Source organism: Sorangium sp. So ce836 (genome assembly GCF_028553905.1).
Classification (GTDB): domain Bacteria; phylum Myxococcota_A; class Polyangia; order Polyangiales; family Polyangiaceae; genus Sorangium; species Sorangium cellulosum_D.
This window is the reverse complement of record NZ_CP102233.1, coordinates 13,505,245-13,518,116: the sequence shown is the minus strand read 5'-3', so window position 1 is coordinate 13,518,116 and position 12,872 is coordinate 13,505,245. Positions and strand designations below refer to the sequence as shown.

The window sequence follows — 12,872 nt, the reverse complement described above, 5'->3', positions numbered from 1 at the left end:
CCGAGGCCTCGCCCGGGGAGCCGGTATCGCTCGGCCGGGCTCGTGTATCATGCCGCGTATGGGGGAGCTCACGCGCGCGGGAGAGGAGCGGGGACGCGCGTCCTCCGGGCGGCGAGCGGGGCTTTTGTCCAGGGTCGCGCTGCGCCTCGGCGTCCTCTTCGTCGCCTTCCCGCTCGTCGTCGCCGGGGCGGCGTACCATCAGGCGCGGCAGGCGGAGGCGGCCGCGCTGGCGCGGCACGGGGACGCCATCGCCGACCTCCTCAACTACAGCGCGCGGGCGCTCCTGGAGCAGGGGGCGCCGCACGCGATGCAGCGCGTGCTGGCGAACTGCGCGCTCGTCACCAGCGTGCGCCGGGTGCGCCTCACCGACCTCTCCGGCAAGATCCTCGCGAGCAGCTATCGCCCCGAGGTCGGCACGTCGAGCGCCTCTCCGCTGCTGCGCAGCTTCCTCGACGAGGGCGCCAGCAGGCCGATGGTCCAGCTGCTGGACGAGCGGAGCGAGCTGACGATCGTCCGGCCCATGTACCATAGCCCGGCGGGGGGCATCACCGCCCAGCACGTGGTCGGGGCCATCGAGCTCGTCATGCAGCGGCGGGACGTCGACGCGATCGCGACCGCCGCCGCGCTCCGGATGCTCGCGATCGCCGGCGTCGCGTCGCTCGGCCTGTTCGCGGCCGTGCTCCTCGTGCTGCGCGCCACGCTCGCGCGCCCCTCGAGCCCGCTCCTCGCCCCGGCGCGCTCGCGCGGCGGAGACCGCCTCCGGCGCCTCGCCTGCCTCGCCCTGCTCGCGCTCCTCGCGGGGGCGTGCAGCGAGCCAGCGCCCGCGCCGCTCCGCGTGGGGCTGCTCGTCTGGGTGGGATACTCGCCGCTCTACATCGCGGCCGAGCACGAGATGAACGCGCCCGTCGAGGCGGAGATCATCACCTTCAGCACCGGCGTGGACATGGAGCGCGCGTTCATCGACGGGAAGCTCGACATCGTCGCGTCGACCTTGTTCGGCGCCCTGCGGCTGGCGGACCAGGGGATCGATCTGCAGACGGTCATGGCGCTCGACACCTCGGACGGCGCCGACGGCATCGTCGCCCGCGACGGGATCGCGAGCATGCGCGACCTGAAGGGCAAGCGCGTGGCGGCCGACCTGGCCACCATCAGCCATCTCGTGCTGATCCGGGCGCTGGACAGGGCGGGGATGTCGACGTCCGACGTCGAGATCGTCAACCTCACGCTCGAGCAGACCACCGACGCGCTCCGGACGGGAAACGTCGACGCCGCCGTCAGCTGGGAGCCGTTCCTTTCCCAGGCCGTCGCCGACGGGGCCAAGAAGATCTTCTCGAGCGCCGAGCTCCCGAACGAGATCACGGACGTGCTCCTCATGACCAGGGAGGCCGCGGCGCGGCGCGGACAGGACACCGTCGCATTTCTGCGCGGATGGGATCGAGCGCTCGAGCTCTGGCGGGCCCGGCCGTCGGAGGCGCTCGGCCTCATGGCGCGCGCTCAGGGGATGAAGGTCGATGAGTTCGAGAGCACCATGACGGGCCTGAGCATCCTCGACCTCGCGCGCAATCGGCAGCTCTTCGACCGATCCGCCGGGGGGCCGTCGCTCTGGGCGGCCTACGACGCGACGGCCCAGGCGATGAACAAGGCGAAGATGCTCGAGAACACCCCGGCTCCGGCGGAGGCGCGGCTGAACCCGGGGCTCGTCGCCGCCGCGCTCCAGAAGTGACGACCTGCCGCGAAGTGACGCCCTGCCGCCGCGCCCAGCGGCCCGCTCTCGCCGGCGAGCCGTGCGGCCCTGGCCGGCGATTTCCCCCGCGCGCTGCCGGGGGCCATGGCATTCCGCGGCGCGCTCCCGCGGAAGCGAGGCGTTATGCCGCGCGCCCCAGCTGGAGCCCGAGGGCCCTCGGATCGAAGTACGCCTTGAACCGTTTGATGAGACCGGCCGGGTGCTCGATGACGCTCACGCCCTCGTACGAGAACACCGCTCCATGGGCCAGCGTCCCGTGGCTCTTCCACTCGATCAGGCAGGCCCTGTCGGACTCGGCGATGCACCGGAACTCGGATCGCACCTCGCCGAAGGTGTGGCGGTAGCCGCGCCAGAACTCGCGGGCTCCGTCGGTGCCGTGGAGCGGCCTCGAGATCGTCGGGTTGCTGAGCTCGGCCTCGGGCGCGAACAGCCGCGCCATGGGCTCGACGTCGCCGCTCTCCTCGAGTCGGCGCAGGGCTTCGATGAATTCGGTCGCCTTGGACATGATGCCTCCTGCGGCGCGAGCGCTTGCAAGGGGCGGACCTCGGCCCGCTCGACGAGCAGCGGTACTGCCTCGATCGCCCGCCACGGCGGTACCGCCTCGATCGCCCGCTACGGCGGCCCCGCCTCGATCGCGCGCCGGTACCGCTCCCGCCGGTGCGGCTCGCGCAGGATCTCGTAGGCCTCGTCGAGCACCTCGATGACCAGCCGCACGTCGTCGAGCAGGTCCACGGTCGCGGCCGTCAGCAGGGTCGACGGCTCGAACGCCTTCCGGAGCGCGAGGTACGCACGGCGGATCTCGTAGTTCGTCGCGTCGCGCGGGATGCCGAGGATCGAGAAGTAGTCCCCGTCCTCCACCAGCGCGAGCCGCGCCCGGACGCGCTGCCGGATCGCCTCCTCGTCGAGCGGATCCTCGACCGGCGGGGGCGGCGCCTCGGTGATCGACGGCGGGATGAGGACGTCGAGCACCTCCAGGCAGACGAGCGCGTAGAGCACGCTGGCGTTCTCGGGCTCCGCCGCGTTCACGAGCTCGCCGACGCTCCGGCCGCGCGCGGTGCGCACGAGCTCCTCCTCCTCGCGCCGGAGCGCGCACTCGCCGAGCAGGTTGCGCCGCGCCCCGTCGTCGAGGCGCGCGCCGGGGCCGCCCAGGCGGCGCAGGGCGACCTCGGGGGCGATCACGCGGCGGATCGTCTCGACGAAGACCTCGGCGCCGGTCGCGCCGCCGAAGACGTTGGGCTCGGCCTTGAGGCGGCCCGGCGGCTCGGCCTCCAGATCGCACGTGCCGGCCTCGACGAGCACGACGTGGCCGATGACCCACTCGGCGTGCGCGCGCAGGACCGGCCAGAGGTCGTCCTGGCCGAGGTGGCCGTGCGCGATGAGCGCCGCGCCGGCGTGCCGGCCCGACGCGGGGAGCTTGCCCGCGAGCCGCGCGGCGACCTCGCGCTCGAGGTCGCCGCGCCCGACCAGGAAGGCGAGCAGCGTCTCCTCCGGGACGCTCGAGCCGGCCGTGACGAGATCGCCCTCGTGCAGGACGATCCGCCGCGCGCCCTCCTCGGTCGTGATCGCGAGGGAGCCGGAGGCGCGGCTGCCCACCGCGCGGGCGAGCGCGCGCGGCGCGTCGCCCGGGCCGAGCACGGTGGTCGACGAGGCGTCGCTCGAGATCGGCGCCTCGTCGACGATCTGCGGCGGCGGCGCGTGGCCGAGCGCGCCCGTGCTGACCGTGGCGGGCGCGGAGGGCACGGGCGGCATCGGCGGCGAGGGCGCGGGCGGCATCGGCGGCGCCGGCCCGCGGAAGCCCGCGCCGGAGATCGCCACGGAGGGCGGCGCCGGCAGCGGCATGCGGCCGAGCGCGCCCGGCGTGCTCGGCGGGATCGGCGGGAGGAGGCCGCGCCCGAGCGTCCCCGCGCCCGTCGTGGCGGGCCCGCCCGGGGGCGTCGGCGCGCGCGCCGCCGCGGCGGAGCGGACCGGCGCGGGCGCGGGCGGCAGCGGCTCGGGCTCGGTCCCGTCGCCCGGCGGCAGCAGCGCGGTCCTCACCTCGACCGAGGGCGGCGACACGAACGCGACGCCCGGCGGCGGAGGCGGCGGCGGCGGAAAGCCGGGCGCGCGCGGGTCGCGGGCGCCGCGCGACCGGGTCGGCGGCGGCTCGGTGTAACGCTGGCGCACGCTCGGCTCGAGGCGCGCCGACGGGGCGCGCCAGTCGAGGTCCTCGCCGCGCGCGGCGGACGGCAGCGCGCGGTCCCACGCGGGCTCCTCGCGCGGCGCGGGCGAGGGCGCGCGCTCCCACGGGGCCTCGGCGCGCGGCGGCGGCGACCCGAAGCCGTGGGGCCGGCCCGCCTCGCGCGGGGTCGGCGGCGCGGCGTCGCGCCCGCCGCTCCGGCGCGCCGGGGCGCCGTGATCGCGCTCCTCCCGCCCCGGCAGGTCGATCGAGAACGCCGCGAGCTCGAGCCCGGCGCGCTTCGTCGCGAACGGCGCGTCGAGCGACGGATCGGCGTGGAGCTCGCCGTCGCGCTCGTCCTCGCCCGGCTCGGCGAGCTCGGCGAGGAAGTCGCCGGGCCCGGTGTTCTCGGCGCGCGTGGCCGGCGGGTGCAGGGCGGCCGCGGCGCCGTGCGGATCGGAGCTGGTCCTCGGCTGCGACGCCGCGCCGGCGCCGAGCGGCGCCTGGCCCGCGCTCGCGCCGGTGTGCGGCTCGTCCTCCTCCGGATCGAGCGGCTCGTCGAGCGCCGAGAGCAGCTCCGGCGACAGCATCAGGTCGACGTCCTCCTCGGCCGCGGGGACGCTCGACGGGTGCGCCTTCGCCGTGACCCGCTGCTCGGCGGCGACGAGGATCTCCTCGAGCTCCGGGCTGATCCGCGCCGGGAGGAGCCGCGGGCCGACCGCCTCGCCGTCCTCGGGCGGCGGCAGCACCGAGCCGACGTCGAGGGGGTCGAGGTCGCTGGCGAAGTCCGGGTTCGACGGGACCTCGTCGTCGATCGGGCCCGAGTAGCCCGACGGCATGCGCGCCGCGGCGGCCTGATCCCCGCGGAAGCGCCCTGGCTCCGCGACCGCGCTCACGTGCGCGGCGAGCTCGGCGATGTCGACCGGCCGCTCGAACACCTGCCCGAACAGCTGCGGATCGAGCTCTGCCGAGCGGACCGGATCGCCGACGAGGAGCACGGACGCGGCGACGCCGCCCGCGCGGAGGTAGAGGCGCTCGAGCGCCTCGATCGCGCCGGGCTCGTCGATGTCGACGATCACGACGCGCGGCGCGTCGATCGCGAGGCGCGCCTCGAGCGCGTCGATCGGCGCCGCGATCACCTCGAAGCCCCGGGCGCGCAGCGCCGCGCCGATCGCCGCCCCTTCCGCCGAGGCGTCGGCCAGGAGGATGGCGCCCGCGCGCAGGCGCGCCTGCACGGCTTCGTGGTCGTCGCGGAGCTCGGACACGGCGGTCATCTCGTGGCGGCGGCCCAGCGGAGCAGCACCCAGGCCCCCGTATCGCCTGGACTCTCAACGGTCGCAGGCGGGCTGTCAAACGGGTTCGCGGCGCCTCGGGGGTTCCCGCCGCGCAGCGGCTCTTCCGCCGCGGATCGCCGCCGCGCCGTGGGCGCGGGCGCGCCCGCGCTCGGCCCGTCGCTCGCGGTGCGTGGGCGCGGCCTCGCCGAGCGCCGCGGGCGCCGCTCCGGCCCCGCGGCGCGCGCAGCGTGGTAGACCTCGCCACATGGTGCTCGGCGCTTCCCAGAACGAGATCGCCCTGACGGCCTTCCTGCTCATCGTGGTGCTGCTCGCCGCGAAGATCGGCCGCATCGGCGAGGCCATCGGCGCGCTGTTCGAGCGGGACGCGCCCGCGGCGGACGGAGACGCGCCCGAGGACGGCGCGGATCGCGCGGATCGTGCGGATCGTGCGGATCGTCAGGAAGAGCGCCAGGAAAGCTGAGCGCGCCGCCGCGCCTGCGCCCCCGCCCGCGCTTGCGTTCTGTTTTTTTGAAATTCATAGTTTTTGATGGCTGTGAACGAGCCGGCTCCGCCGCGGCGGCCGCGGCGCGCGGCGATCGCGGCGCGGATCCCGCGCGGGTATTCCCCGGCGCTCCACCTCGCGGCGCCCACGGCGCTCGGCGCGCTCGTGCTCGCGGCGGCGGTGTGGCTCCTCGACGCCGTCGAGGCCGTCGAGTTCCTCGCGGTGCCGGCGACGCTGCTGCTCGCCTTCGCCTTCGAGTGGTGGGCGCACCGGTCGGTGCTGCACCGCCGGGCGCCGCTCCTCGGCGTCCTGTGCGAGCGGCACGAGCGCGAGCACCACCTCGCCTTCACCGCCGACGACATGGCGCTGCGGAGCGCGCGCGAGCTCTGGCTGGTGCTGACGCCGCCCTACTCGGCGCTCCTCGTCCTCGCCCTGCTGCTGCCGCTCGCCGCGGGCGCGGCGGTCCTGTTCTCGCGGGACGCGGCGCTGCTCGGGCTCGCGACGGCGATGGCGTTCTTCGTCGGCTACGAGTGGCTGCACCTCGCGTATCACCTGCCGGCGGAGAGCCCGGTGTACCGCGTCCCGGGGCTCGCGCGGCTCCGCGAGCACCACCGGCGGCACCACGATCCGCGGCTCATGAAGCGCTGGAATTTCAACGTGACCGTGCCCGTGTTCGACATCGTCCACGGGACGCGCTGGTCGCCGCCGCCGCGCACCGGGGCGTAGGCGCCGCGCGTGGCCGCCGCGCACGGGGCGCCCGCCGCGCCCGTGTGCTAACGGGTCGCGCGTGCAGACGCGGACCAGAGACGGCCTCGTGCTCCTGCTCGTCGGGGTCCTCCTCGGCGGCGGGCTCGCCTGGCTGCTCGGCCGGCGGCGGGAGAGCCCCCCCGCCGCGCCCCGCGCGCTCGACGCCGTGCCGGCGGGCGCGCTGCTCGTCGCGACGCTCGATCTGCCGGCGCTGCGCGCCTCTCCCGCGTTCGCCCCGTTCCTGCGCGAGGAGCGCGAGATCCCGGGGCTCGGCAAGGTGCGCGACGTGTGCGGCTTCGACCCGGTGGCCGCGTTGACCGAGGTCGCCATCGCCATCCCGGCCGCGGGCGAGAGCGGCGACTTCGGGCTGGTCGCGGCCGGCGCCATTCAGGACCAGGCGCTGCTCGCGTGCGCCTCGAAGGTCATCGAGGCCCGCGGCGGCAAGCCCGTGGTCGCCGAGCTCGGCGGCTTCCGCGCGGTGCGGGACTCGAGCGCCGAGGGCCGCGGCGAGATCGCCGTGCGCCCCGGCGGGCCGATCCTGCTCGGCGGCGGCGCGTACCTGCGCGCCATGGTCGACGCCGTCGAGGGGCGCGCGGCGACGGTCGGCGCGAGCGCCGCGCACGACGACATCGCCCGCGCGGTCGGCGAGGGCGCGGCGCGGGTCACGGTGGTCCTCACGCCCGAGCAGCGCGCCGAGCTCGGGCGCGAGCTCGCGCTGGGCGGCGCCGGCCGGGCGCCCGCGGCGTCGATCGTCGCCGGCGGCGCCGCGGTCGCGCTCGGCCCCGAGATCGCCGTCCACGCCGCCGTCCTCTGCGACGCCGAGGCCCCCTGCGCCGAGCTCGGCGCGCAGCTGCGCGCCGCCCGCGACGCGCGCGCGGGCGACCTCGCGACGCGGCTCCTCGGCCTCGGGGGCGTGCTCGAGCGCGTCGCGATCGCCGCCGACGGCAAGGCGCTCCACGCCCGCGTCAAGCTGTCGGCCGAGGAGGCCGGCGCCCTCGTCGAGCGGCTCGCCTCGCTGCGCGGCCTCCGCCAGCCGTCGCTCGCGCCGAGGGAGCCGCCCGCGCCGGCGGAGCCGCCCGCGCTCGGGGGCACCGCCGCGCCGCGCGGGGACGCCGCGCCGCGCGGGGACGCCGCGCCGCGCGGGGACGCCGCGCCGCGCGGGGACGCCGGCGCGCCGCCGCCCGACGCGATCATCGCGCCCCGGCGGCGGCCCAGGCCGGACGACGCCGGCGCGCCGTGACGCCGGCAGCGCGCGCGCAGATGCACCCAGATTGCAGGACAGCGGCCGCCGCGCCGCGCTGCGGCGGTGCGGTTCCGTGGTCCGCCTGACGAGCGCGCCGTTTCCGTGGCGGAGCCGCGCGGCGCGGCCGAACGCGGGCCGCACGCGCTGTCCCGAACTCCTGTACGCTGATCTCTGCCTTCGGGCGGGATCGGCGCTCCGGCCCATCCCGCCGTCCAGCAGGTGGGTGGGGGGGCTTATCGCATGCAGCTGGTCGGGATCTCCGCCTTCGTGGTCGTCGGGACCCTCCTTGGGGTCGCCCTCTGGGCGCTCCGCCGGCGGCTCCTCGCCTGCGAGGGCGCCCTCGAGCGCAAGGAGCAGGAGCTCGAGGTCAGCCGGGCCGCGGAGCAGCGGCTCGGCGAGGAGCTCGTCGAGGCGCGGCGGGCCGAGGAGGAGGCGCGCAGGGCGCGGGCGGAGGCCGAGGCCGCGAGCCGGGCGAAGAGCGCGTTCCTCGCCAACATGAGCCACGAGCTCAGGACGCCGCTCAACTCGATCCTCGGCTTCGCGCAGCTCATGGAGCGCGACCTCTCGCTCGGCCACCGCCACCGCGAGAACCTCATGGTCATCTGCAAAAGCGGCGAGCACCTGCTCGGCCTCGTGAACGACATCCTCGAGATGGCGAAGATCGAGGCCGGCCGGATGACGCTCGTCGACGCCGACTTCGACCTGCACGCCCTGCTCTCGGGGCTGTCGGAGATGTTCTCGGTCGAGGCGCAGAAGCGGGGGCTCACGCTCGCGATCGAGCGGGAGCAGGACGTGCCGCGGCACGTCCACGGCGACGAGGGGAAGCTCCGGCAGGTGCTGATCAACCTGCTCGGCAACGCGCTCAAGTTCACGCCCCGGGGGTCGGTGACGCTGCGCGCCTGGGCGCGGCGCTCTACAGGAGTGCGTGAGGGCGGCGCGCACGACGGCGCGGCGGCGCGGGTGCGGGTGTCGTTCGAGGTGGTCGACACCGGCCGGGGCATGGCCAAGGAGGAGATCGAGGAGCTCTTCGAGGCGTTCGGGCAGACCGCGACCGGGCGGAGGTCCGGCGAGGGCACCGGCCTCGGCCTGCACATCAGCCGGCGCATCGTGCGGATGATGGGGGGCGACATGCAGGTCGAGAGCCAGCCCGGCCGCGGGACGACGCTCCGCTTCGACGTGCGCCTCACGCTGGCCGACGAGGGCGACGCGCGCGCGGGCGGCGAGGCGCCGCGCGCGCGGCGGGTCGTGGCGCTCTCGCCGGGGCAGCCGAGGTACCGCGTGCTCGTGGTCGACGACCGGTGGGACGTGCGCCACTGCCTGCTCAAGCTGCTCGACTCGGTGGGCGTCGAGGTGCGCAGCGCGACCAACGGCCTCGGCGCGGTGGCGCAGTGGGAGACGTGGTCGCCGCACCTCGTCCTGCTCGATCTCCGCATGCCGCTGCTCGACGGCTACGAGGCGGCGACCCGCATCAAGTCGAGCCCGCGCGGGCGGGAGACCGTCGTCGTCGCGATGACCGCGAGCGCGTTCGAGCAGAACCGGTCGCTCGCGGCCGAGGCCGGGTGCGACGATTTCCTGACCAAGCCGTTCCGCGACGCCGACATCTTCAACCTCCTGACGAAGCACCTCGGGGCCCGCTTCGAGGTCGAGGAGGGCCCCGCGGAGCGGCGGCCGGCGGGGCCGCCGGCGGTCGACCTCGCGCGCGCGGCGGCGGGGCTGCCCGCGGCGCTGCGCAAGGACCTCCGGCGGGCGGCGACGCGGCTCGACGCCAAGGCCGTGCAGGCCGCGATCGACCGGTTCCGGCCGGAGGACGCCGAGCTCGCGGGCGCGGTGGCCGAGCTCGCGCGGGGGTATCGCTTCGACAGCATCTTGGCGCTATCGAGCGCCGACGAGGAGGAGCCGTCATGACGGACACGGACGCAAAGCCGCTCGCTCGCGGGGCGGCCTCGGGCGCGCGGCCGGAGCGCCCCCGGGAGGAGCCCGCGAACATCCTGATCGTGGACGACATGCCGGCGAACCTGTCGCTCCTCACGTCGATGCTGACGGCGCAGGGGTACGAGGTGCGGGCGGCGATCAGCGGCGCGATGGCGCTGATGTCGGCGGCGGCGGTGCCGCCGGACCTCATCCTGCTCGACGTGAGCATGCCCCACATGGACGGCTACGAGGTGTGCCGGCGGCTCAAGGCGGACGCCCGGACGGCGGACATCCCGGTCATCTTCCTGAGCGCGATGACCGGCATCGGCGACAAGGTGATGGCGTTCGACGCGGGCGGCGTCGACTACGTGACGAAGCCGTTCGAGCTGCGCGAGGTGCTGGCGCGGGTGGGGACGCAGCTGCTCCTGCACCGGCAGCGCCGGGAGCTGGAGCGGCAGCGCAAGGAGCTCGAGGAGCGCTACGCGCAGGTCCGCCAGATGCACGCGGCGCTGCGCGGGTACCTCTCGGACCGGGCGTGGGAGAGCATCGAGGAGAGCGTGTCGTCGAACCGGCCGAGCGCGCCGGCGCGCGAGGTGCTGACGGTGCTGGTCAGCGACATCGAGGAGTTCGTGCGGCTCTCGGAGCAGGAGGAGCCGGGGCCGCTGCTCGCGGATCTCAGCCTGTACATGGCGACGGTGGCGCAGGTCGTCTACGACCACGACGGCGAGGTCGACAAGTACGTGGGCGACGGCATGCTCGCGTTCTTCCGGAGCGCGCCGGACGCGCTCGCGGCGGCGCAGCGGATCCAGCGGAGCATCGCGGCCTTCAATGGACACCAGCGCTCGCGGGGCCGGCCCGCCTTCCCGACGCGGCTCGGGCTCGCGACAGGGCCGGTCCTGCTCGCGAGCATCGGGTCGAGCGGCAGGCGGGAGTTCACGATCATCGGCGATCGTGTGAACACCGCGTTTCGGATTCAGGCACAGGCGAAGGCGGGTGGCCTGCTGATGGATGAGGCGACGTTCGCCGCGGCCGGGAGCCCGACAGGGGCGATGCCGGCGCTCGTCCGGATCCGGGGCAAGCAGGGAGAGGAGAAGCTCTATGCGATGGCGCCGGAGGCGATCTTGGTGAACGTTAACGTTAACACGGAGCGCACCGGCGGCCGGGCCGACGGCGCCTGAGGGCTCTCGCTCGCTGGGAGCCGCGCAAAGGCGGGTACTTCAAGGGGTAATCACGCGTCGCCACGCGGGATCGAGCCCGTGGATCGAGCGATCTGCAAATAGCGTTCGTTCTTGAACCACGCGAGGCGCTCGTGCAATAGTCGCCGCGGAGGACAGAACCGACATGAAGCTTCGACATGGCATTATCTTGCTGGGCCTGCTCGTGACGTCTGGAGTTGGCGCAGGCGCGTGCTCGGATGACGATGGCGACGGGACGACGGCGACGACCTCGACCGGCAGCGGCACGGGCGGCGGCGCAACCGGCACGGGCGGCGGCGGCACCGGCGGCGGCGGCACCGGCGGCGGCGTGACGGGCACCGGCGGCGCCGGCGCGGGCGGCGAGGGAGGCAGCGACTCGGCCTGTGCCGACGGGGCGCTGCTCTGCGACGACTTCGAGTCGTACGAGGCCCAGAGCGAGCCGAGCGGCAAGTGGACGGTTTACAAGGCCATGGCGGGGTCCGCGGTGACCGTCGACACGGCGATGGCGTACAGCGGCACCAAGTCCGTCAAGGTGACCACGCCCGAGAGCTCGGGACAGGACAACTACAAGTCCGCGATGATCCAGTTCAAGGACGCGGCGGCCCTGCCCGTCGACGGGAACGTCATCCATGGACGCATGATGTTCTTCCTCGAGTCCGCGCCTGACACGGACGTGCACTGGACCATCATCGATGGCGCGGGCACCGTTCCGGGGAAGGATTTCGAGGGGATGCCCTACACGGCCGTGTACCGCTACGGCGGCCAGCATCCGATCGCGAGCGGCAGCCAGCTCATGGCGAACTACGATACGCCCGGGCAGTGGAGCAATCCGCCGACCGCACCGGCGACGGACTGCTGGCACCACGCCGAGGGGAAGGTGGTCCCGGTGGGCAAGTGGACGTGCGTCGAGTTCACCTTCGACGGGCCGAACAACGAGATGCGCTTCTCGCTGAACGGCGCGGAGATCCCCGAGCTCACGATGTCCGGGACCGGCCAGGGCTGCGCCAACAACATCGAGAACTACGAGTGGACCGCGCCGGAGTTCACCAGCATCGGCTTCGGCTGGGAGTCCTACCAGACCGACGCGCCCCGCGCGATGTGGATCGATGACGTCGTGATCGGCACCGGGCCCATCGGCTGCCCGGCCGAGAAGTGAGCACGAGCTCGCGCTGCTGAGCTCGCCGGAGGCGCGGAGGTGGACTCCGCGCCTCGTTCAATGTCAGCGCCGGGGTCGGCGTCGGGCGCGCCCTGAATCCTCGGGTCTACGCGGGGCCAGGGCGCCGGCGGCGGCGGACGATTGTTGGGCTCGCCGATTGATCGCTCGCCGGCTCCGGCCTACGAGACGGCGGAGGTCCAACGCCTCACGAACCTGGAGGTCTCCGCTGTGATGAAACCGGCCCATCGTCTCTCGCTGCTCGCCTCGTTCGTCCTGGTCGCTGCCGCCTGCGGCGGCTCGCCCGAGCCGGCCCCTGCGGTCCCCGACGTCCCCGCCCAGCCGCAGCCCGCGCCGGAGACGACCGCGGCGCCCGCGCCCGAGCCGGCGGCCCCCGAGGCCGCGGCCACCCCGGAGGGCGGCAGCGCGGCGCCTGCGCCCGCGGCGCCTACGACCGTCGAGGTGCCCATCGAGGCGCGGAGCAAGTCGAAGCTGAAGGGCTCCGCGACCTTCACCGAGGTCGAGGACGGCGTGAAGGTCGCCGTCCAGGTCTCGGGCGCGCCCAAGGGCAAGATCGCCGTGCATGTGCACGAGACCGGCGATTGCAGCGCGCCGGACGCGAAGAGCGCGGGCGCGCACTACAACCCCGAGAACCACCAGCACGGCCTGCCCGACGGCGCGCCGCGCCACCTCGGCGACCTCGGCAACATCGAGGTCAAGGCCGATGGGACCGGGACCCACGAGATCGTCGTCAAGGGGGCGAACCTCAAGCAGGGCGCGCCGAACTCCTTCCTCGGCCGCGCCATCATCGTCCACGAGAAGCAGGACGACGGCAGCCAGCCCGCCGGGAACGCGGGTGGGCGCATCGGTTGCGGCGTCATCGGGCAGAGCAAGTGAGCCGCCGCCGCGGCGCGCTCGGGACGCGTTGAGTCCATCTCGCCCGCAGC

10 protein-coding genes are annotated in these 12,872 nt (G+C 75.0%); 8 read left to right on the top strand and 2 right to left on the bottom strand.

The genetic code is table 11. The features are described 5' to 3' along the window. The first annotated feature begins 124 nt into the window (after window positions 1–124). Complete coding sequence (locus NQZ70_RS49375; RefSeq protein ID WP_129580430.1) at window positions 125–1,723, top strand: ABC transporter substrate-binding protein; 1,599 nt, start codon at window positions 125–127, stop codon at window positions 1,721–1,723. A 142-nt stretch (window positions 1,724–1,865) separates the two neighbouring features. On the opposite strand, the gene NQZ70_RS49370 is transcribed toward NQZ70_RS49375, so the two are convergent. Further along, window positions 1,866–2,249 carry a nuclear transport factor 2 family protein gene (locus NQZ70_RS49370; RefSeq protein WP_129580429.1) on the bottom strand — a complete coding sequence of 128 codons (384 nt, stop codon included), beginning with the start codon at window positions 2,247–2,249 and terminating at the stop codon, window positions 1,866–1,868. A gap of 107 nt (window positions 2,250–2,356) precedes the next feature. Then, a complete protein-coding gene (locus NQZ70_RS49365) occupies window positions 2,357–5,164 on the bottom strand; it encodes a hypothetical protein (RefSeq protein WP_129580428.1) in 2,808 nt (935 codons plus the stop codon). A gap of 274 nt (window positions 5,165–5,438) precedes the next feature. Here NQZ70_RS49365 and NQZ70_RS49360 point away from each other — a divergent pair, with 274 nt between their 5' ends. The 7 genes from NQZ70_RS49360 to NQZ70_RS49330 all read left to right on the top strand — a co-directional run bounded on the left by NQZ70_RS49360 (window position 5,439) and on the right by NQZ70_RS49330 (window position 12,822). Then, window positions 5,439–5,654, top strand: a complete 216-nt coding sequence (locus NQZ70_RS49360) for a hypothetical protein (RefSeq protein WP_129580427.1) — start codon at window positions 5,439–5,441, stop codon at window positions 5,652–5,654. A 66-nt stretch (window positions 5,655–5,720) separates the two neighbouring features. Next, a complete protein-coding gene (locus NQZ70_RS49355; RefSeq protein WP_129580426.1) occupies window positions 5,721–6,401 on the top strand; it encodes a sterol desaturase family protein in 681 nt (226 codons plus the stop codon). A 61-nt stretch (window positions 6,402–6,462) separates the two neighbouring features. Further along, window positions 6,463–7,662, top strand: a complete 1,200-nt coding sequence (locus tag NQZ70_RS49350) for a hypothetical protein (protein ID WP_129580425.1) — start codon at window positions 6,463–6,465, stop codon at window positions 7,660–7,662. A 243-nt stretch (window positions 7,663–7,905) separates the two neighbouring features. Then, window positions 7,906–9,570 (top strand): ATP-binding protein, encoded by a 1,665-nt coding sequence (locus NQZ70_RS49345; RefSeq protein ID WP_129580424.1) that lies wholly within the window; start codon window positions 7,906–7,908, stop codon window positions 9,568–9,570. Then, window positions 9,567–10,754, top strand: a complete 1,188-nt coding sequence (locus NQZ70_RS49340; RefSeq protein ID WP_129580423.1) for a response regulator — start codon at window positions 9,567–9,569, stop codon at window positions 10,752–10,754. The genes NQZ70_RS49345 and NQZ70_RS49340 overlap by 4 nt, the downstream gene beginning before the upstream one ends. Window positions 10,755–10,917: 163 nt before the next feature. After that, a complete protein-coding gene (locus NQZ70_RS49335) occupies window positions 10,918–11,928 on the top strand; it encodes a hypothetical protein (RefSeq protein WP_237244758.1) in 1,011 nt (336 codons plus the stop codon). 231 nt (window positions 11,929–12,159) lie between these two features. Then, window positions 12,160–12,822, top strand: coding sequence for a superoxide dismutase family protein (locus NQZ70_RS49330; protein WP_272827222.1), 663 nt, complete (start codon window positions 12,160–12,162; stop codon window positions 12,820–12,822). The last annotated feature ends 50 nt before the right edge of the window (window positions 12,823–12,872 follow it).

Excerpts from the sequence above, each read along its gene's own strand:
- NQZ70_RS49370 (WP_129580429.1), bottom strand. The coding sequence starts at position 2,249 with ATGTCCAAGGCGACCGAATTCATCGAAGCCCTGCGCCGACTCGAGGAG.
- NQZ70_RS49360 (WP_129580427.1), top strand. The coding sequence starts at position 5,439 with ATGGTGCTCGGCGCTTCCCAGAACGAGATCGCCCTGACGGCCTTCCTG.
- NQZ70_RS49355 (WP_129580426.1), top strand. The coding sequence starts at position 5,721 with ATGGCTGTGAACGAGCCGGCTCCGCCGCGGCGGCCGCGGCGCGCGGCG.
- NQZ70_RS49345 (WP_129580424.1), top strand. The coding sequence starts at position 7,906 with ATGCAGCTGGTCGGGATCTCCGCCTTCGTGGTCGTCGGGACCCTCCTT.
- NQZ70_RS49340 (WP_129580423.1), top strand. The coding sequence starts at position 9,567 with ATGACGGACACGGACGCAAAGCCGCTCGCTCGCGGGGCGGCCTCGGGC.
- NQZ70_RS49335 (WP_237244758.1), top strand. The coding sequence starts at position 10,918 with ATGAAGCTTCGACATGGCATTATCTTGCTGGGCCTGCTCGTGACGTCT.
- NQZ70_RS49330 (WP_272827222.1), top strand. The coding sequence starts at position 12,160 with ATGAAACCGGCCCATCGTCTCTCGCTGCTCGCCTCGTTCGTCCTGGTC.